The organism is Aggregatibacter sp. oral taxon 513 (genome assembly GCF_018128305.1).
Classification (GTDB): Bacteria; Pseudomonadota; Gammaproteobacteria; order Enterobacterales; family Pasteurellaceae; genus Aggregatibacter; species Aggregatibacter segnis_A.
On the sequence record NZ_CP072381.1, the window covers coordinates 314178 to 335638 of the forward strand.

The window sequence follows — 21461 nt, forward strand, 5'->3', positions numbered from 1 at the left end:
ATGGGGTATTTGAAATTGGCGCGTAAATTAGCATTAAATTCAAGCACTGTCTAGTTTTTAGCTGAGTTTTTCTTGTTTTGGTTGATTGGTTTCAAACCGTATAGCAAAAGTGCGGCGGTTTTTCACAGTGTTTTTAGCGCGGACTTTAATTTTTCCTGTTTTATTTTCTGTAATTCATGCGGATGAATTTTTGGTGGATTTGCTTGGTTCGTGCTATTCTTAGCGGCAATTTTTTATAATGAATTTGAGATTATGCAACAGAATTATTTGAGTTCGGCACGTTTTGCCGATTTTCCGCTACATCCCTTGGTGTTACAGGCGTTGAACGATAAAGGATTTGAGTTTTGTACACCGATTCAGGCGCTTTCATTGCCGGTGACTTTACGAGGAAAAGATGTCGCAGGGCAAGCCCAAACCGGCACGGGAAAAACAATCGCATTTTTGACCGCACTTTTTCACCATTTATTAACTCACCCAACTGAGACGGCTAAGAATCAACCGCGTGCGTTGATTTTGGCGCCGACCCGTGAATTGGCGGTGCAAATTGAACATGATGCGCAGGTTTTCTTAAAAACAACGAAATTTAAGACCGCACTTGCTTATGGTGGGGATGGCTATGATAAGCAATTAAAAGCCATCGAAAATGGCGTGGATGTGCTTATTGGCACAACCGGACGGGTCATTGATTATGTGAAGCAGGGCATTATCCGCTTGGATCAGATTCAAACGGTGGTGTTGGATGAAGCGGACCGGATGTTTGATTTAGGTTTTATTCGCGATATTCGTTATTTACTGCGCAAATGTCCTCCAGCGCAACAACGTCTGACAATGCTATTTTCCGCCACGCTGTCTTACAAAGTGCGCGAACTTGCCTTTGAAGATATGAATGACCCGGAATACGTGGAAATTGAGCCGGAACAAAAAACCGGGCAGCAAATTAAAGAAGAATTATTTTACCCGTCTAACCAAGATAAAATTCCGCTATTGCTCACGTTGTTAGAAGAAGAATGGCCGGAGCGTTGCATTATTTTTGCTAACACGAAACATCAATGTGAGGCGATTTGGGGCTATTTAGCCGCGGATGGACACCGTGTTGGTTTGTTAACCGGCGATGTGGCGCAGAAAAAACGTCTTTCTTTGTTGAAACAATTTACCGATGGCGATTTGGATATTTTAGTGGCCACTGATGTGGCAGCGCGTGGCTTGCACATTGCAGAGGTGACACATGTGTTTAACTATGATTTGCCGGATGATCGGGAAGATTATGTGCACCGTATAGGGCGTACCGGACGCGCGGGCGAAAGCGGGATTTCCATTAGCTTTGCTTGTGAGCAATACGCTATGAATTTACCGGCAATTGAAGAATATATCGGGCATAGTATTCCGGTGAGTCAATATGATCCGAATGCATTGTTACAGGATATTCCGAAGCCTTATCGGTTAAAACGGGAAGGTAATTTTAGCGCGCCGAACAATCAACGTCGTAAGCCGTTTCGCGCGAAACGCTAGTCAAAAGATTGGCGGGTATTTTATTCAGTGTTAAAATTCGCGCCTTTTGTCAATTGAGGAAAAATAATGTTATTAGTCGATTTCGTGGTGAATAAGTTAGATGATTTAAAAGCCACTGATATTCTGCCTTTAAACGTGAAAGGAAAATCGTCCATCACCGATACCATGATTCTTTGCACCGGTACTTCTTCTCGTCACGTGTCTTCTTTGGCGCAGAAATTAATCACCGAATGTAAACTTGCCGGCATTGACGTGTTTGGCGATGAAGGCAAAGAAACAGCGGATTGGGTGGTTGTCGATTTGGGCGAGGCTATCGTGCATATCATGCAGGCGGAAAGTCGTGAAATATATCAACTGGAAAAACTTTGGGCATAGGGCACATAAAGTGCGGTCGTTTTTCACGATGTTTTTTGAGGCGCGAGAATGAAAATTCAGTTAATTGCCGTTGGAACCAAAATGCCGGCGTGGGTGACCACGGGATTTGAGGAATACCAACGTCGTTTTCCAAAAGACATGCCTTTTGAATTAATCGAAATTCCTGCCGGTAAACGGGGCAAGAATGCCGATATTAAACGGATTTTAGAACAGGAAGGCAAAGCTATGTTGGCGGCGGCCGGAAAGGGGAAAATTGTGACATTGGATATTCCTGGTAAACCGTGGACGACCGAACAATTAGCGCAACAGCTGGAAGGTTGGAAAAATGACGGTCGTGATGTCTGTTTACTTATCGGCGGACCGGAAGGGCTTTCACCTGAATGTAAGATGGCCGCTGAACAAAGTTGGTCGCTATCGCCTTTAACCTTGCCACATCCGTTAGTACGCGTGGTGGTGGCAGAAAGCTTGTATCGTGCCTGGTCATTAACCACCAATCATCCTTATCATCGAGAATAAATGAACTTAAAAAAATTACTGTCTCAGCCACAATACGATCCGATTCGTGATAAAAAAGCCGAGCGCAATTTATTTGCTCGTCGCGCTTTGGTGTCATTTATCGGCGTTTTGGCTTTGTCGGCAATTTTAGTGTTGAATCTCTATGGTTTACAGGTGGTCAATTACGACAGCTATCAAACCCGATCTAACGGAAACCGCATTAAATTGTTGCCGTTGCCGCCTACACGCGGGTTGATTTACGATCGTAACGGTCACTTATTGGCAGAAAATTTGACCTTCTTTGGGTTATATATTGTGCCGGAAAAAGTGGAAAATTTAGACCGCACTTTTGAGGAATTGAAAGTATTGGTCGGTTTAACGGATACGGATATTGAGAATTTCAAAAAAGAGCGTCAACGTTCTTCGCGCTATACGCCAATTTTGTTGAAACCAAATCTAACAGAAGAACAAATCGCCCGTTTTTCGGTGAATCAATACAATTTCCCCAGCTTGGATGTGAAGCCTTATTTTAAACGACATTATCTATATGGCGAGCCGTTGACCCATATTTTGGGCTATGTGTCGAAGATTAATGATCGTGATGTAGAGCGTTTAAAGAAAGAGGAAAAGTTGGCTAACTATGCCGGCACTCATGATTTAGGCAAGTTAGGCATTGAACGCTATTATGAGGAAGCATTACACGGCACCACCGGTTTTGAAGAAGTAGAAGTAAATAGCCGTGGCAAAGTGATTCGTAAATTACGCGAACAGCCGGCAGTGGCAGGAAAAAGTATCCATTTAACCATTGATTTGAATTTGCAACTTTATGTCACTGATCTATTGGCTGGGCAAAAAGGCGCCGTTGTGGTGATGGATCCGAGAGACAGTAGCATTTTAGCCATGGTGTCCGTACCGAGTTATGACAATAATCTGTTTGTAGATGGCATTTCCGGTGAGGATTATCGTCGTTTGTTAAACGATCCGAACCGTCCCTTATACAGCCGTGTGACACAAGGGGCTTATCCACCGGCATCGACGGTGAAACCGTTTATTGCGGTTTCTGCGTTGCAGGAAAATGTGATCACACCGGAAATGACGATTTCTGATCCCGGTTATTGGGTTTTGCCGAATACCACGAAACGTTTTCGAGATTGGCGTAAAGGCGGGCATGGCATGACGGATTTAAATAAAGCCATTACCGAATCTTCCGATACCTATTTTTATCAAACCGCCTATAACATGGGGATTGATCGCTTGTCTGATTGGATGAAACGCTTTGGGTTTGGTGTGCCGACCGGTATTGATATTCAGGAAGAAACTGCTGCGAATATGCCGACCCGAGAGTGGAAACAAAAACGCTACAAAAAACCGTGGGTACAAGGCGATACGGTTTCTGTGGGCATCGGGCAAGGCTACTGGACGGCAACCCCTTTACAATTAGCAAAAGCGACGAGCGTGTTAGTGAATAACGGTAAAGTTAATACACCGCATTTAATGAAAAATATTGAGGGGGCGGTAGTCGAACCTTATAAAGATCCGTTGCTATATGAAGATATTACCGAACCAAAACAATACTATTGGGATGTGGCCAAGCGCGGTATGTATAACGTGGTGAATTCTGCAGCGGGAACCGGGCGTAAGGCATTTGCCGGAACGCCTTATCGTGTGGCGGGTAAATCAGGAACAGCTCAGGTATTCAGTTTAAAAGAGAATCAGAGTTACAATGCTGGAGCATTAAAAAAAGAATTGCATGACCATGCTTGGTTTACCGCTTTTGCTCCCTATGATAAGCCACAAATTGTGGTGGCGATGATTTTGGAAAATGCGGGCGGTGGTTCCAGTAATGCCGCGCCTGTCGTTAGAAAAATTATGGACTATTATTTTAAGCAAAGTAACGGACAAACAACAGAAGAAATGCTGACACCAACAATGTCGGGAGCGCCAAATGAAAATGAATGATCGTAATATTTGGTTGGAATTATGGCGTCGTTTGCATATTGATTTGTGGTTGTTTATCGGACTCGTCGTCATTACCGGTTATGGTATGTTGGTATTGTATAGTGCATCCGGTGCAAATGAGGCGATGTTTCATAACCGTATTGTACAGGTCGGGCTTGGTTTTGCTGTTATGTTGCTGATGGCACAATTTCCGCCTAAATTTTATCAGCGAATTGCACCCTATTTATTTATGCTCGGCATTGTTATGCTTGTTTTAGTGGATCTTATCGGAACAACCAGTAAAGGGGCGCAACGTTGGCTGGATTTGGGCGTTGTGCGCTTTCAGCCCTCTGAAATCGTCAAACTGGCCGTGCCGTTGATGGTGGCGGTGTATTTAGGGAATCGACCGCAACCGATTAAGATAAAGGAAACCATGATTGCGTTGGTGATTATTCTTCTTCCAACGCTGTTGGTGGCGATTCAACCTGATTTAGGCACATCAATTTTGGTTAGCGGCTCAGGCCTATTTGTGGTATTTTTAGCCGGCGTGAGTTGGTGGTTGATTTTAGCGGCAGTTCTCGCCTTGGCAGCATTTTTGCCGATTATGTGGTTTTATTTAATGCACGATTATCAACGTACCCGAGTCTTAACCTTGTTTGATCCGGAAAAGGACTTATTGGGTGCAGGGTATCATATTTGGCAATCTAAGATTGCTATCGGTTCCGGCGGCATGTGGGGAAAAGGCTGGATGCAAGGCACGCAATCCCAATTGGAATTTTTACCTGAACCTCATACGGATTTTATCTTCGCCGTATTAAGCGAAGAATATGGCATGATCGGTTTCTTGATTTTATTAGCCATTTATTTATTTATTATTGCTCGCGGTTTAATGATTGGCGTCAGCGCACCGACCGCATTTGGGCGTATTTTAGTTGGGGCATTAACGTTAATTTTCTTCGTTTATGTCTTTGTTAATATTGGAATGGTGAGTGGTATTTTGCCTGTGGTGGGTGTGCCTTTGCCATTGGTGAGTTATGGCGGCACATCTTATGTAGCAATTATGGCGGGCTTTGGCTTGATCATGTCGGTCCATACTCACAAAGAACACTTTCTGAAGGGAACTAATTAAGTTTTCAGTTTTCTTAATTGTCATCTCTACAGAGAGGGGGAAATTTAATGAATTTAAAGCAAACTGTAAAATATGTTTTTATTTTATTTTCATTTTTAACCGCACTTTCCGTGCAAGCAGAAACGAAAAAGCTTTATGGTGTAGAAGGGCCAAAGTTGACGTATCGTCCTCTTTCTAACGCAACGCAAACCTACCAAGTGAAAGGGGAGGTTTACACAACAAGAACGCATCAGGATGCAAAGGATTATAGCAAAGAAGGTATTGCCAGTTATTACCATAGTAAATTTAATGGACGTCGCACTTCCAGTGGAGAGCTTTATAACTCCACTTTGTACACCGCTGCGCATAAAACCTTACCACTGAATTCCTATGCGGTTGTGACAAATATGAATAACCAACGTAAAGTGATTGTTCGTATTAATGACCGCGGTCCTTTTTCTAAAGGTCGTATTATTGATTTGTCTCATGCGGCAGCAAAAGAAATTGGTATTATCGGCAGCGGCATGGGCATGGTAAAGATTGAAGCGTTACATGTCGATTCAAAAGGCGAACTTTCTGGTGCAGGCGCTTCTACGTTGGTGAAAACCAGTAACAATGAAGAGGGCTTAAAGCGTTTGCCGGTGGACGATCTTGATATTGATAAGGAAGCATTACAAAACGTTAAAGTACCTCATATTCAAGATGAAAGTTACGAGTTGAGAATGATTAATTTAGCCAGTAAAAAACATGCTGAAGAGGTGATTAATCAACTTGCACTAAAGAATATTAAAGCGGAAATTGCTGCAAATGGGCAAAAGTATAATATTCATTTGGGGCCGTTAAACTCGAAGGCTCAAGTGGCTGATTTGAAAACACAATTAAAGCGATTAAATCATTCCGAACCGCTAGTTGTGTATTCTTATAATAAATAACCGTTACATGATGTTAGGATATTCAATCTTATGTTTAATAAAGTAGTAAAACACACAAAAATGGCATTTATTGCCGGTGCCTTAACTGCATCATTTGGTGCAGTGGCAGACGATATTCAATTTAATATTGCCGTACCGGAAATTAATGCCCAAACCTATATTTTAATGGACTATAACTCAGGCACTGTATTGGCAGCGTTAAATCCGGATCAGCGCCAATATCCGGCGTCATTAACGAAAATGATGACCAGTTATGTCACAGGACAAGCATTAAAACAAGGTAAAATTCATGATACGGATGTGGTCACGATCGGTGAAAGTGCCTGGGGGCAAAACTTCCCTGGCTCATCTAAAATGTTTTTAAACTTAAACCAACAAGTTTCTGTTGCTGATTTGAATAGAGGGATTGTCATCGTATCTGGCAATGATGCTTGTGTGGCGATGGCGGAACATGTTTCCGGTACGGTGACGAACTTCGTTGCGACCATGAACAAATATGTAGAACAATTTGGTTTAAAGAACACTCATTTCACAACTGTTCATGGCTTGGATGATGAAAACCAATATTCTTCTGCTCGGGATATGGCAATTATTGGTGCGCATATTATTCGTGATTTACCAGAAGAATATAAAATTTATGCAGAAAAAGATTTTACCTTTAATAAAATCAAGCAACCGAACCGTAACGGCTTATTGTGGGATAAAACCATTCATGTGGATGGCATGAAAACCGGTCACACAGATAAAGCGGGTTATAACCTTGTCGCCTCTGCTACCAATCCAAATAATATGCGTTTGATTTCCGTCGTGATGGGGGTGCCAACCTACAAAGGCCGCGAAGTGGAAAGCAAAAAATTATTACAATGGGGCTTTGCTAATTTTGAAACCTTTAAAACCTTTGAAGCGGGCAAAGCGATTTCCGAACAACGAGTTTATTACGGTGATGAAAGCAACATTCAGTTAGGCGTGTTACAGGATGCCTTTATTACCATTCCGAAAGGTAAAAGTAGTGAGCTAAAAGCCCGTTATGAATTAGAGAAAAAATACCTCGAAGCACCATTAGCAAAAGGTCAAGTCGTTGGCAAAGTGGTCTATCAACTTGATGGTAAAGACATTGCCAGCGTGAATTTGCAAGTTATGCAAGAAGTCAAAGAGGGCGGTATTTTCGGTAAAATCTGGGACTGGTTAGTACTCACGGTTAAAAGCCTCTTTAGTTAATCTTTAAAAAACATTTCGAAAACCGACCGCACTTTTTATGAAAGTGCGGTTAAATTTTTTAGGAAAAGACAAATGAACGATAAAAAAACGGTAAATTTAACCGATCTTGCACATGATAAAAAATTAAAAGATCTTCTTGAGTTTCCTTGTGATTTTACTTTTAAAGTGGTGGGAGCTGCTCGCCCGGATTTAGTGGATGATGTGGTTCAAACGGTTCATAAAACCATTAAAGGCGATTACACGCCAAGCACCAAAGAAAGTGGTAAAGGCACTTATCATTCGGTATCCATCAACGTGCGTGCCGAAAATATTGAGCAAATCGAGAAACTCTACAAAGAGTTGGCAGAAATCAACGGCGTGAGAATGGTGTTGTAATCACCCAAGTGCGGTTATTTTTTATAGCGTTTTTAGGAAATCATCATGCAACCCGAATTAATTGTACGTCAGCTTGGCATTCGTGATTACGAGAGCGTTTGGCACGAGATGCAGTCGTTTACCGATAATCGTACGGAAGATACCACTGATGAAATTTGGTTGGTACAACATCCGTCGGTATTTACTCAAGGTCAGGCCGGCAAACCGGAGCATTTGTTGCAGCAAAGCACTATTCCTGTGGTGCAATCGGATCGTGGTGGGCAGATTACCTATCACGGTTTAGGCCAGCAAATTATGTATGTGCTGATTGATGTGAAGCGCCATGAAAATTTAAATGTTCGCCAATTAGTCACCGCACTTGAGCAATCCGTGGTGAAAACGCTAGCGGATTATGGTATTGAAGGTTATCCAAAACCGGATGCGCCCGGTGTGTATATTGATGGTAGAAAAATTTGTTCTCTCGGTTTGCGCATTCGGCATGGGCGCTCATTTCACGGTTTAGCGTTTAATATCAACATGGATTTGAGCCCTTTTCATCAAATTAACCCTTGTGGCTATGCCGGGTTAGAAATGTGCCAGCTGGCGGACTTTATTCCGGCTCAAGACGCCGATTGCGACAAGGTTTCACCACAATTAGTTAAGCATTTCGCCGATCAGTTAGGGTATAATGTAACAACTTGTTAACATCAATAAACAGCATTTCATCTCATTATCTTCATAAAAAATTAAGGAATATCAATGGGAACACCTTTTAAAATGGAGCGCGGTGTTAAATATCGCGATGCCGCTAAAACCTCCATTATCCCGGTGAAAAATATCGATCCTGAGCAAGAGCTACTGAAAAAACCGGAATGGATGAAAATCAAAATTCCGGCAAACGGAGCCCGTATTCAAAGCATTAAATCCGGTATGCGTCGTCATGGCTTACATTCCGTATGCGAAGAAGCCTCTTGCCCTAACTTACATGAATGTTTCAATCACGGCACGGCAACCTTTATGATTCTTGGGGCAATTTGTACCCGTCGTTGTCCGTTCTGCGATGTCGCGCACGGCAAACCATTACCACCGGATCCTGAAGAACCGCGTAAATTGGCAGAAACTATTCAGGACATGAAATTACGGTATGTAGTGATTACTTCCGTTGACCGTGACGACTTGCCTGATCGCGGTGCCGGGCATTTTGCCGATTGCGTACGCGAAATTCGTGCGTTAAATCCGAATATTAAAATTGAAATTTTGGTGCCGGATTTCCGTGGACGCATTGAATTGGCGTTGGAAAAATTAAAAGCGAATCCGCCGGATGTGTTTAACCACAACCTAGAAAACGTGCCACGTTTGTACCGTGAAATCCGCCCAGGCGCCGATTACGAATGGTCTTTGCGTTTACTGAAAGACTTTAAAGCCATGTTCCCACATATTCCGACCAAATCCGGTTTAATGGTGGGGTTAGGCGAAACAAACGAAGAAATTTTAGAGGTCATGCAGGATTTACGCGACCATGGTGTAACCATGTTGACTCTCGGGCAGTATTTGCAGCCGAGCCGTCACCATTTACCGGTAGCGCGTTATGTACCGCCCGCAGAATTTGATATGTTCCGCGAAAAAGCACAAGCCATGGGCTTTGAACATGCGGCTTGTGGCCCGTTCGTACGTTCTTCTTACCACGCTGATTTGCAAGCAAGCGGTGGGGTGGTGAAATAATCTGAAAAGTGCGGTGGTTTTTACTGGTCTTTTTCAAGGTGAGAAACGTTGCTAGAAACAACCGCATTTTATGGCTCTTAATAAGAAAAAAGGAAAGTGAGCGATTCACTTTCCTTTTTGTTTTTTAACTTGTGTTCTTATTGTTTTCGCCAAGTGGTTCCGTTCGGGCCGTCTTCTAACACAATGCCCATTTGGGTTAAGGCGTTGCGTGCCGCATCCGCAGCAGGCCAGTTTTTTGCCGCACGGGCTTCGTTGCGTTGTTTGATGAGACCTTCGATTTTGGCGACTTCGTCATCATCAGAACCGGCTTGTAGGAATTGTTCCGGATCGAGTTGGAGCAAACCGAGAATGCCGGCAAGTTCGCGTAAGCGTGTGGCAAGTCCATTGGCTTTGCCCATGTCTTCGGTTTTCAGTTTGTTCAATTCGCGCGCCATTTCAAATAGTACGGAAAGGGCGTTTGGCGTATTGAAGTCGTCGTCCATCGCCTCGCGGAACGTGTCCACAAAATTTTCACCGCCAAAAGCCACCGCACTTTTATCGGTGCCGCGCAACGCGGTGTAGAGGCGTTCCAAGGCACCGCGGGCGAGATTGAGGTTTTCTTCGCTGTAATTTAATTGGCTGCGGTAGTGGGCACTGAGTAGGAAGTAACGTACGCTTTCCGCATCATAGTGGCTTAGCACATCGCGAATTGTGAAGAAGTTGCCGAGGGATTTCGACATTTTTTCTTTATCCACCATGATCATGCCGGAATGCAGCCAGTAGTTCACATATTGGTTACCGTGAGCGCAGCAAGATTGAGCGATTTCGTTTTCGTGGTGCGGGAACATCAGATCAGAGCCGCCACCGTGAATGTCAAAATGCTCGCCAAGTTGTTTGCTGTTCATGGCGGAGCATTCGATGTGCCAGCCTGGACGGCCTTTGCCCCAAGGCGAATCCCAACTTGGTTCGTTTGGTTTGGACATTTTCCACAACACGAAATCCATTGGATTTTTCTTGATTTCATTGATTTCAATACGCGCGCCCGCTTGTAATTGTTCTAAATCTTGGCGGGACAATTTGCCATATTCTTTGAAACTTTCTACGTCAAACATCACATCGCCGTTGTCTGCCACATAAGCATGTCCGCGTTGAATCAGTTTTTTAACAAGAGCAATAATTTCTGGAATGTGGTGTGTCGCGCGAGGTTCAAAATCCGGACGCAAAATGTTCAGGGCATCAAAATCCTTGTACATTTCCACGACCATGCGATCGACTAATTGATCGCAGGTTTCTTTGTTTTCCAATGCCCGTTTAATGATTTTGTCGTCTACGTCAGTAATGTTGCGCACATAGGTCAACTCGTAGCCTAAATAGCGTAAGTAACGCGCAACCACATCGAAACAGACAAAGGTGCGGCCGTGCCCGATATGGCAGAGATCGTAAACGGTCACGCCGCAAACATACATGCCGATTTTGCCGGCATGAATCGGTTTAAAAATTTCTTTTTCGCGAGTAAGAGTATTGAAAAGTTTTAACATATTGGGATCCAAATCTTTTTGAAAACGCACCGCACTTTATGGCGATTTGGGGCGGATTATGGAATAATGACGCTCTTTAATTCGTATAGGAAAAGCACAATGATTACACTACACACTAATTTCGGCGACATTAAAATTGCCTTAAATCATGAAAAAGCACCGGTAACGGCAGAAAACTTCTTAACTTATTGTAAAAATGGGTTTTATGATAACACAATTTTCCACCGCGTGATTGACGGTTTTATGATTCAAGGCGGCGGCATGGAAAGCGGTATGCGCGAGAAAGCGACTAACGCACCGATTAAAAACGAAGCCAACAATCGTTTAAGCAACAAGCGTGGCACCATCGCCATGGCGCGTACTTCCGATCCGCATTCTGCCACGGCACAATTCTTCATTAACGTGGCGGATAACACCTTCTTGGATTATCGTTCAAAAGAAATGTTTGGCAAAGAAGTGGTACAAGAGTGGGGCTATGCGGTATTCGGAGAAGTGGTTGAAGGCATGGATGTTGTGGACAAAATCAAAGGTGTGAAAACCGGCAACAAAGGTTTCCACCAAGACGTACCGAACGAAGATGTGGTGATTACCTCTGTTTCTGTTGATGAATAATAATATAGGCAACTCATTGAGTTGCCTGATTTTTTAGATTGATATGTATTCCTTTTTTGACACCCATACTCATCTCGATTATTTACAGCAGTTCACCGGTGAGCCGTTGGCGCAGCTTATGCAAAATGCGCAGGCGGCTGGTGTGCAAAAGGTCTTGATCGTCGCCGTGTTACAGCGGGATTTCAAAACAATTGAAAAAATGACCGCACTTTATCCGCAACAGTTGTATTACGGCTTGGGGTTACATCCCTTGTACATTAAAGAACACCAAGCGCAGGATTTAGATTTATTGGAACAGGCGTTAGCAACGCGTTCGCCAAATTGTACCGCCGTGGCGGAAATCGGTTTGGAACGTGCCGTGCCGGAATTATTAACCGATGAACTATGGCGCAAGCAATGCGATTTTTTTGAAGCGCAACTGTATTTGGCGAAAAAGCACGATTTGCCGGTGAACATGCATTCCCGTAAGTCGCACGATCAACTGTTTTCTTTTCTTAAACGCATTGAGGTGCCGAAACGTGGCGTCGTACATGGTTTTGCAGGCAGCTACGATCAGGCAAAACGTTTTGTGGATTTGGGCTATTCTATTGGTGTAGGCGGCACGATTACCTATGAACGAGCCAATAAAACCCGTCAAACTATCGCGAAATTGCCACTTGATGCTTTATTACTCGAAACGGATTCGCCCGATATGCCGATATTCGGTTTTCAAGGTCAACCGAATCGCCCGGAAAGAGTGCAACAGGTTTTTAAGGTGTTGTGTGAATTAAGACGTGAAACGCCGGAGATGATTGCCGAGACAATTTGGCAAAATAGTCTGAGTAAATTTGCCTAAAAAAAGCACCGCACTTTTATGCAGGCATTAAATCTTAAAACGATGAATGATCTGATTCGCCGAACCGCGCCAAACCAAGCTTGGGTCTGCCTGTTCTTGAATAAACTTACCATCAATGAGCACATCAATGTAGGGCAACATTTGCCGTTGATATGCGTCCAATTCCTCTAATTTGTAACCCGTCCAGACCCAAATGTCTTTATCGGGACATTCTCGTTTTACTCGTTGAACCAAAGGCAACAGAGCTTCTATGTTTCTCGGATGCAAAGGGTCACCACCGGAGAGGGTCAAACCTTGGCGTTTAATACGCGTGTCTTTGAGATCCTTGAGAATTTGTTCTTCCATCTCAATACCAAAGGGCACCCCGGCGCTAAACGACCAGCTTTTTTGGTTGTAGCACCCCTTACAGCCGTGAGTACAGCCGCTGACAAAAAGCGTACAACGCGTGCCTTCACCGTTGACGATATCAACGGGGTAGTATTGGAGGTAGTTCATTTTCGTTTTGTTTAAATCAAATTCGCTTTTTTAAATATCGGGTTTCGCCGATGGCGACTCACTTTCTTTTGCTTGCACAAAAGAAAGTAAGCAAAGAAAAGTGCACCCGGATAAGCCGCTGTTCTTCGCTTGATTGCCATTTTCTTTACGGCAATTTTCGAACTCGCTACGCTCAAACAGACGAAAATTGCCTAAAAATGGCAAGTCGCTCAGGCGTCTTATACGGGATCCCATTTTATTTGAGCGTTGCAAAAGTGCGGTCAGATTTTTTCATGTTTTTGACTGAATATCTCCCCAAAAAATAACCGCACTTTATCGTGATAATGCGCCTAAAATCCCCCTCTTTAGCAAAGAGGGGGCAGGGGAGATTTGGCAACGCCTTAAGATTACATGTGTTTAACCCGACGCTTCACTTCTTCCTGTTTCCCAGCATTAAACGGACGGGCATCCGGGCTGCCGAGGTAGCCACAGACGCGGCGGGTGACGGAGACTTTTTCGCTGTCGTGGTTACCGCATTTCGGACAGGTGAAGCCTTTGCTGGTGCATTCAAATTCGCCGGTGAAACCGCATTCGTAGCATTCGTCGATTGGCGTGTTGGTGCCGTAGTAAGGCACGCGGTCGTAACTGTAATTCCACACGTCTTCCAACGCTTTCAAGTTATGTTGAATGTTCGGGTATTCGCCGTAGCAAATAAAACCACCGTTAGCCAATGGTGGGTACACCATTTCAAAATCTAACTTGTCGTACGGGTTCACTTTTTTCTCAACATCCAAGTGATAGCTGTTGGTGTAGTAGCCTTTATCGGTCACGCCGTCGATGACGCCAAACTGTTTGGTATCAAGGCGGCAGAAACGGTCGCACAGATTTTCACTTGGTGTGGAGTATAAACTGAAGGCATAACCCGTTTCGGCACGCCATTGTTTAACCGCGTTGCTTAAGTGTTCCACGATAGCACGGCCTTTTTCACGTAGCATTTCGTCATCATAAATATGCCCTTGGTGATACAACGCATTGATGGTTTCATGAATGCCGATGTAACCAAGCGAGATGGAGGCGCGGCCATTTTTGAAGATGTGCGCCACGTTATCGTCTGCTTTCAAACGCACGCCACAGGCGCCTTCCATGTAGAGAATTGGCGCTACGCGGGCTTTGGTGTGTTCCAAGCGGGCAATACGGGTCATTAAGGCTTTTTTCGCCAAAGCCAAGCGTTGATCCAATATGTCATAGAAATGTTTTTCATCGCCTTTGGCTTCAATGGCGATACGTGGCAAATTGAGGCTCACCACACCGAGGTTGTTGCGTCCGTCATGGATTTGCTCGCCATCCTCTTCGAATGCGCCTAAGAAACTGCGGCAGCCCATTGGTGCTTTAAAGGAGCCGGTGACTTTGACGACTTGGTCGTAATTCAGAATATCCGGATACATCCGTTTGCTGGCGCATTCCAACGCAAGCTGTTTGATGTCGTAATTCGGATCGTTTGGCTCTAAATTCACCCCTTTACGTTGAGTAAAGACCAGTTTCGGGAACACCGGTGTTTTGTGATTTTTGCCTAAACCGCGAATTCGATTTTGTAAAATGGATTTTTGAATTAAACGTGCTTGCCAAGTTGTGCCTAAGCCAAAACCAAAGGTAACAAACGGTGTTTGTCCATTGGCAGTATGCAGCGTGTTTACTTCATATTCCAAAGACTGGAAGGCATCGAAACATTCTTTTTCAATCAAGGCTTGCGCATATCCTTGCGCATCGGGAATGTTCCATTGTTCTGCGTTTTTGAGGTGTTTTTCATAGCTTAACTGCACATAAGGCGAAAGCACTTCATCAATGCGGTTAATGGTGGTGCCGCCGTAAATATGGCTGGCCACTTGAGCAATGATTTGGGCAGTGACAGCGGTTGCGGTACAGATCGATTTTGGTGGTTCGATTTCTGCATTTCCCATTTTAAAACCATGGGTCAACATGCCTTTTAAATCGACTAACATACAGTTAAACATCGGGAAGAAAGGTGAATAATCCAAATCATGATAGTGAATTTCACCTTTTTCATGAGCTTCTACGACATCGCGCGGTAAAATGTAACGCTTAGCATAATGTTTCGCCACGATACCGGCCAATAAATCCCGCTGAGTAGGGATCACTTTGGCATCTTTATTGGCATTTTCATTGAGCAATTCTACGTTGCTTTGTTCAATCAGCCCCTCGATTTCTTTGGTTAATTGACTACGTTTCTCGCGCGCCATATCACGCTCATGACGATACTCAATATAAGCGCGCGCAATTTGTGGATATTGGCTTGCCATCAGGTGATTTTCGACAATCTTTTGAATGTGGCTAATATCAATTTCTTGTTGATGATGCGCAAAAATGTCATTGCTGACTTTTTGTGCAATATCATGACAAAAACGTTCATCTTGAATACTCACCGCTTGGGCTGCCTTTTTAATGGCATTAATAATGCGTTGAATTTCAAACCCGATGCGTGAACCATCACGCTTAATGACGAAAAATGTACCCATGTTAGCCACCTATATTTAGTGTGTTATCAAAGTGGCGATACTATATATAGATATTTTTTTAAATTCAACACACAATATGTAGTGTTTTTGTGTGTTTGGACTGTATTAAATGTCGTGAGGCAAGTTAGTCATTGGTTTTGTTGAAAATTTAGCAGAAAAGAAAAATAAAAGAATTTTATTGTTTTGTGAGTTTGATCACGAATTGGACGTTTTGTGTTCAAAATAAAAAAGTGCGGTCAAAATTTATTGTCAATTTTGACCGCACTTATTATGTAAAAAACTTAACTATACATCGCTTCAATCTGCTCTTTATAGCGTTGCAGAATGACTTTTCGACGTAATTTTAGCGTGGGGGTAATTTCTTCCAGCTGCGTGCTGAATGCCTGAGGCAACAAGGTAAACCGTTTGATTTGCTCCCAACCGGCAAGCTCTTTTTGTAATTCATTGATTCGCTGTTCTAGCATTTGCAAAATCTCGGAATGTTTGAGTAACTCTAAACGATCCTGATATTTGATATTGACCTGTTTGGCGTACTCCTCAAGGGCAGCGTAGCAAGGCACGATAAGGGCGGAAACGTATTTTTTGGCATCAGCAATGACCGCGATTTGTTCGATGAATTTATCTTTGCCGATTTTACTTTCCAACACTTGTGGGGCGATGTATTTGCCGTTGGACGTTTTCATTAATTCTTTAATGCGGTCGGTGATGTATAAATTGCCCTCGGCATCAAATTTGCCTGCATCACCGGTTTTTAAAAAACCGTCTGCAGTGAAAGCATCGGCGGTTTCCTGTGGTTTTTTGTAATAACCTTTCATCACCATGCCACCGCGTACGAGAATCTCGTTATTTTCGCCAATTTTGACTTCTGCGCCCGGCATTAAACTGCCGATGGAATTGGCGTTAAAGTGAAAATTATCCCAACAGGAAACCGTCGCGGTGGTTTCTGTCATGCCGTAACCCAGCTTAATGTTCAAGCCGATGCTGTGGAAAAATAAGCCGATCGTCGGTTCTAATTTAGCACCACCGCAAGGCATCATGCGAATGCGTCCACCGAGTAGCGCACGTAATTTGCCAAGTACCAGTTTGTTGGCGAGGGCATACTGTTGTTTTAATAAAAAGCCGATCTTTTGTCCTTTGGCAAGGGCATCGAAATGCTGATGTCCAACGTCCATCGCCCAATGAAAAATACGTTGGCGAAGTTTTGGCGCATGATGAACTTTGTCTAAAATGGCCGTATAAATCTTTTCGTAAAACCGTGGCACGGCACACATTAAGGTTGGACGAATCTCCGTCAAAGCCGACCGCACTTGATTGGTGTCTTCAATGTAACAGTTGGTCGCGCCGCGATGAAGCACATAAGCCACCCAAGCGCGCTCAAAAATATGAGATAACGGCAAGAAGGAAAGAGATACATCGGTATCATCGACTTTCAGCTCCTGATCGTGTGCGTTGAGTTGGTGCGCTAAATTCGCGTAATCCAACATCACGCCTTTCGGCTCACCGGTCGTGCCGGAGGTGTAAATTAATGTGAACAAATCTTCCAAGCATTTGCTATCCAACCGTTGTTGTAATTCCGCCTGATATTGCTCATCTGCCATCTCAATAAAGTCTTGCCAGTGGCAGGCTTTGGCGTGTTCATGCAAATGGATCGTACTTTTCATCGCCACGATTTTTTCCAGTTTCGGGCATTCATCGACGATTTCCAATACCTGATCATATTGTTCTTGGTCGCCCACAAAAATGATCTTCATATCTGCATTGTTAATAATAAATTGGGCTTGTTTGGCGGTATTCGTGGCATAAATCGGCACGGTGACGGCACGCACTTGCAATGCACCGATATCGGTGATCGTCCAACGCGGCATATTATGCGAGAAAATACCAATTTTATCTTGAATATCAATATGATTTGCTAATAACGCTAATGAAATTTGGTCAATTTGTTGTTGAAACTCTGACCAAGAAATAGACAACCAGTTGTTGTCTTTGAAGTAACGAAGTGCGGTGCGATTTGCCAACGTTTTTGCTTGACTACGCACACGGTGAATAAAATGAAAATTGAGATCCATGGTTAAATCCAAAGTCAGCTAACAGTTGTGCGCTAATATAGCGGATTGAGGCTCAAAACTCTAGCAATAAAACTGCGTTTTGTGGGGATTTATTGTGTTGATGCCACTAGACAAATTATCCCTATAATTCTCGGCAAAATACCGCTAAAATTACCCACTATGGCTTCGCCACTGTTGCTCAAGCCAACGCTCAAAATCCATTGGATTTTTTGACCGCACTTTTTGTTATTTTAAGGATTTTTATGTCACCGCCACGTTTTGTTCATTTACAGGTTCACAGTGATTTTTCCATGATTGACGGTATCGCCAAGGTGAAACCGTTGGTGAAAGCCTGCGTGGAAAACAACATGGTGGCGATGGCGTTGACGGATTTCACCAACTTTTGTGGTTTGGTGCGGTTTTATGGTGAGGCATTGTCTTCGGGCGTGAAACCGATTATCGGTGCCGATGTGCTGGTGCAAAGCGATCTGTGTGGCGAGGAAAGATTCCGTTTAACCTTATTGGCAAAAAATAACGAAGGCTACAAAAATATCACCTTGTTGCTTTCCAAAGCCTATGAGCGCGGTTATTCGGATGTGCCGTATATTGATCAGCAGTGGCTAGTAGAACATCGTGCCGGGGTGATTGTTTTATCCGGCGGCGTCAATGGCGATGTAGGTAAAAAATTACTGCGTAGCAATACTGATGAACTCAAAAGTGCGGTGGATTTTTACCACGAATTTTTCCCTGACCATTTTTATCTGATGCTTACTCGTACCGGTCGTCCCGATGAAGAACGTTACATCCAAGCCGCGTTAGAACTGGCTGAGCGGGAACAATTGCCGGTGGTAGCGACCAATGATGTATGCTTTTTACAGGCAGAAGATTTTGAAGCCCATGAAATTCGTGTAGCGATTCATGACGGTTTCACATTGGACGATCCGAAACGTCCAAAACTTTATACCCATCAACAATATTTTTGCTCCGAGCAAGAAATGTGCGAGCTTTTTGCCGACGTACCAAGTGCCTTGGAGAATACCCTGTTAATTGCTCAGCGTTGTAACGTGACCATTCGATTGGGCGAATATTTCTTACCGCAATTTCCAACCGGGGATTTAAGCACCGAAGATTACCTTGTGAAACGCGCCAAAGAGGGCTTGGAAGAACGCCTCAAGGTGCTGTTTCCTGATGAAAAACTGCGTGCAGAGCGCCGCCCAGAATATGATGAACGCTTGCAGGTGGAACTGGATGTAATCAACCAAATGGGCTTCCCGGGCTACTTTTTGATCGTGATGGAATTTATCCAATGGTCAAAAGATAACGATATTCCGGTGGGGCCGGGGCGAGGTTCCGGTGCGGGATCTTTGGTGGCTTATGCGTTAAAAATTACCGATTTGGATCCGTTGGAATTCGATTTGCTTTTTGAGCGTTTCCTCAATCCGGAACGGGTTTCCATGCCTGATTTTGACGTGGATTTCTGTATGGACGGGCGCGACCGCGTGATTGAACACGTCGCTGAAATGTATGGGCGCGGCGCGGTATCGCAAATTATTACCTTCGGAACCATGGCGGCAAAAGCGGTGATTCGAGATGTTGGGCGCGTACTGGGACAACCTTATGGCTTTGTGGATCGCATTTCTAAGTTGGTGCCGCCGGATCCCGGTATGACGCTCGCGAAAGCGTTTGAAGCCGAGCCAAAACTGCAAGAAATTTACGATGCCGATGAAGAAGTCCGAGCCATTATTGACATGGCACGCAAGCTGGAAGGCGTTACGCGTAATGCCGGTAAGCATGCCGGTGGGGTGGTGATTTCGCCGACGTTAATTACAGATTTCTCGCCGTTGTATTGTGATTCGGAAGGGAAACATCCGGTCACTCACTTCGATAAAAATGATGTGGAATATGCGGGTTTAGTGAAGTTTGACTTCTTAGGCTTACGTACTTTAACCATCATAAAATGGGCGTTGGACATGATTAACGCGCGCATGGAAAAAGAAGGCAAACCGTTAGTGGATATCAATGCCATTCCATTGGATGATCATCAATCTTTTGAAGTGTTGCTCAATGCCGAAACCACGGCAGTGTTCCAGTTGGAATCACGCGGCATGAAAGATTTGATTAAGCGTCTTAAGCCAGACTGTTTTGAAGATATTATCGCGTTGGTAGCCTTGTTCCGTCCCGGCCCGTTGCAATCGGGTATGGTGGATAACTTTATCGACCGTAAACACGGGCGAGAAGAAGTGTCTTACCCGGATGCTAACTATCAACATGAATCCCTTAAGCCGATTTTAGAACCAACCTACGGCATTATTTTGTATCAAGAGCAGGTCATGCAAATTGCCCAAGTGTTGGCGGGTTATACGTTGGGTGGCGCGGACTTATTGCGTCGTGCGATGGGTAAGAAAAAACCGGAAGAAATGGCGAAGCAGCGTTCCGTATTTGAAGAGGGGGCCATCAAAAATGGCATCGACGGGGATCTTTCCATGAAAATCTTCGATTTGGTGGAAAAATTTGCGGGTTATGGCTTTAACAAATCCCACTCAGCTGCTTATGCTTTGGTGTCCTATCAGACCCTGTGGTTGAAAGCCCATTATCCGGCAGAGTTCATGGCCGCAGTAATGACTTCGGAAATGGATAACACCGACAAAATCGTTGGCTTGTATGACGAATGTATGCGCATGGGCTTGAAAGTCGTTCCGCCTGACATTAACACCGGGAAACATCATTTTAGCGTGAATGAAAACGGCGAAATTGTGTATGGTATCGGTGCCATTAAAGGCGTGGGTGAAGGGCCGATTGCCGCCTTGGTAGAAGCTCGTGAGAAAGACGGTATTTTCAAAAACTTATTTGATTTATGTGCCCGCGTGGATTTAAAGAAAATCAATCGACGCACGTTTGAAAGCCTGATTAAATCCGGTGCTTTCGATAAACTTGGACCACATCGTGCGGCGTTACAACAAAATCTGGAAGATGCGCTACGTGCCTCCGATCAACACGCTAAAGACGAGGCTTTAGGGCAGACGGATATGTTCGGCGTGTTGACAGAAACCAACGAGGAAGTGGAACATTCTTATGCCAACATTGCGCCTTGGACGGAAAAAACGATTTTAGACGGTGAACGGGAAACTCTCGGATTGTATTTGAGTAGCCATCCTGTGAGTCGTTATTTAAAAGAATTATCCCATTACAGCCCAATGCGTCTAAAAGAATTAACGCCGAATTATCGCGGACAAATGAGCACCGCCAGCGGTTTGGTGGTTAATACGCGCATTGCCATGACCAAAAAAGGTAACCATATCGGCATTGCCACCATTGATGATCGATCCGGTCGTTTAGATTTAACGTTGTTTGGCGAAGCGCTAGATAAATTCGGTGAGAAACTGCAAAAAGACACAGTGATCGTGGTGTCAGGGCAGGTCAGTTTTGACGACTTTTCACAAGGCTTGCGTATGTCTGTGCGGGATTTGATGACGATTGATGAAGCGCGTGCACGTTATGCGAAAAGCCTTGCGATTTGCCTGTCTCAAGAACAAATTACACCGCAATTCATTAAGCAATTTAAACGGATTTTACAGCCTTACAGCGGCAATTCCCTGCCGGTACATATTTATTACCAAAGCCCAGAAGGCAGAGCCTTAGTCAAAATGGGCGTGCAATGGTCGGTCAACCCAACCGATGAATTGCTGACCGAACTTGTGACATTGCTCGGTGAAAGTGCGGTGGAATTGGAGTTTGAATAGATAATAGAGATAAAAAAGTGCGGTCAGAAAAAAATTATTTTTTTCGACCG

Annotated in this window: 17 protein-coding genes; 13 read left to right on the forward strand and 4 right to left on the reverse strand. The window is 44.1% G+C overall.

Annotation, left to right across the window (positions count from 1 at the left end; translation table 11 throughout):
* Positions 1–252: 252 nt before the first annotated feature.
* The 10 genes from rhlB (at position 253) to lipA (ending at position 9651) form a co-directional block, all read left to right on the forward strand.
* The gene (gene rhlB / locus J5A60_RS01685) at positions 253–1509 is read left to right on the forward strand and encodes an ATP-dependent RNA helicase RhlB (protein ID WP_212510359.1); all 1257 of its coding nucleotides are present in this window, start codon (positions 253–255) and stop codon (positions 1507–1509) included.
* 66 nt (positions 1510–1575) lie between these two features.
* On the forward strand, positions 1576–1884 hold the full coding sequence (rsfS, locus tag J5A60_RS01690) for a ribosome silencing factor (protein ID WP_212510360.1): 309 nt from the start codon (positions 1576–1578) through the stop codon (positions 1882–1884).
* A gap of 48 nt (positions 1885–1932) precedes the next feature.
* Positions 1933–2400: a 23S rRNA (pseudouridine(1915)-N(3))-methyltransferase RlmH gene (gene rlmH, locus J5A60_RS01695; RefSeq protein ID WP_006717001.1), complete on the forward strand. Its 468-nt coding sequence runs from the start codon at positions 1933–1935 to the stop codon at positions 2398–2400.
* Positions 2401–4338, forward strand: coding sequence for a penicillin-binding protein 2 (gene mrdA, locus J5A60_RS01700; RefSeq protein ID WP_212510361.1), 1938 nt, complete (start codon positions 2401–2403; stop codon positions 4336–4338).
* Positions 4325–5446 carry a rod shape-determining protein RodA gene (gene rodA / locus J5A60_RS01705; protein WP_371817618.1) on the forward strand — a complete coding sequence of 374 codons (1122 nt, stop codon included), beginning with the start codon at positions 4325–4327 and terminating at the stop codon, positions 5444–5446. The genes mrdA and rodA overlap by 14 nt, the downstream gene beginning before the upstream one ends.
* Before the next feature lie 47 nt (positions 5447–5493).
* Positions 5494–6357 carry a septal ring lytic transglycosylase RlpA family protein gene (locus J5A60_RS01710; protein WP_212510362.1) on the forward strand — a complete coding sequence of 288 codons (864 nt, stop codon included), beginning with the start codon at positions 5494–5496 and terminating at the stop codon, positions 6355–6357.
* A 30-nt stretch (positions 6358–6387) separates the two neighbouring features.
* Positions 6388–7575, forward strand: a complete 1188-nt coding sequence (locus J5A60_RS01715) for a serine hydrolase (protein WP_212510363.1) — start codon at positions 6388–6390, stop codon at positions 7573–7575.
* A 72-nt stretch (positions 7576–7647) separates the two neighbouring features.
* On the forward strand, positions 7648–7950 hold the full coding sequence (gene ybeD, locus J5A60_RS01720; protein ID WP_006717010.1) for a DUF493 family protein YbeD: 303 nt from the start codon (positions 7648–7650) through the stop codon (positions 7948–7950).
* A 45-nt stretch (positions 7951–7995) separates the two neighbouring features.
* Positions 7996–8634: a lipoyl(octanoyl) transferase LipB gene (lipB, locus tag J5A60_RS01725; RefSeq protein WP_212510364.1), complete on the forward strand. Its 639-nt coding sequence runs from the start codon at positions 7996–7998 to the stop codon at positions 8632–8634.
* 54 nt (positions 8635–8688) lie between these two features.
* Positions 8689–9651, forward strand: a complete 963-nt coding sequence (gene lipA, locus J5A60_RS01730) for a lipoyl synthase (protein WP_212510365.1) — start codon at positions 8689–8691, stop codon at positions 9649–9651.
* 137 nt (positions 9652–9788) lie between these two features.
* Here the strand turns inward: lipA and cysS are convergent, their stop codons facing one another.
* The gene (cysS, locus tag J5A60_RS01735) at positions 9789–11168 is read right to left on the reverse strand and encodes a cysteine--tRNA ligase (RefSeq protein WP_212510366.1); all 1380 of its coding nucleotides are present in this window, start codon (positions 11166–11168) and stop codon (positions 9789–9791) included.
* Between the two features lie 99 nt (positions 11169–11267).
* On the opposite strand from cysS, the gene J5A60_RS01740 reads away from it, so the two are divergent.
* Together J5A60_RS01740 and J5A60_RS01745 are read left to right on the forward strand one after the other, a co-directional pair.
* Positions 11268–11780 carry a peptidylprolyl isomerase gene (locus J5A60_RS01740; RefSeq protein ID WP_212510367.1) on the forward strand — a complete coding sequence of 171 codons (513 nt, stop codon included), beginning with the start codon at positions 11268–11270 and terminating at the stop codon, positions 11778–11780.
* Between the two features lie 43 nt (positions 11781–11823).
* Positions 11824–12615, forward strand: a complete 792-nt coding sequence (locus tag J5A60_RS01745; RefSeq protein WP_212510368.1) for a TatD family hydrolase — start codon at positions 11824–11826, stop codon at positions 12613–12615.
* Between the two features lie 27 nt (positions 12616–12642).
* Here J5A60_RS01745 and nrdG read toward each other — a convergent pair whose 3' ends face one another.
* From nrdG to J5A60_RS01760, 3 genes are all read right to left on the reverse strand, one after another.
* Positions 12643–13110, reverse strand: a complete 468-nt coding sequence (nrdG, locus tag J5A60_RS01750) for an anaerobic ribonucleoside-triphosphate reductase-activating protein (protein ID WP_212510369.1) — start codon at positions 13108–13110, stop codon at positions 12643–12645.
* Positions 13111–13496: 386 nt separating this feature from the next.
* Positions 13497–15623, reverse strand: coding sequence for an anaerobic ribonucleoside-triphosphate reductase (gene nrdD / locus J5A60_RS01755; RefSeq protein ID WP_212510370.1), 2127 nt, complete (start codon positions 15621–15623; stop codon positions 13497–13499).
* A 281-nt stretch (positions 15624–15904) separates the two neighbouring features.
* Positions 15905–17692, reverse strand: a complete 1788-nt coding sequence (locus tag J5A60_RS01760; RefSeq protein WP_212510371.1) for a long-chain fatty acid--CoA ligase — start codon at positions 17690–17692, stop codon at positions 15905–15907.
* A 242-nt stretch (positions 17693–17934) separates the two neighbouring features.
* Here J5A60_RS01760 and dnaE point away from each other — a divergent pair, with 242 nt between their 5' ends.
* Positions 17935–21411 carry a DNA polymerase III subunit alpha gene (gene dnaE, locus J5A60_RS01765; protein ID WP_212510372.1) on the forward strand — a complete coding sequence of 1159 codons (3477 nt, stop codon included), beginning with the start codon at positions 17935–17937 and terminating at the stop codon, positions 21409–21411.
* Positions 21412–21461: the final 50 nt, after the last annotated feature.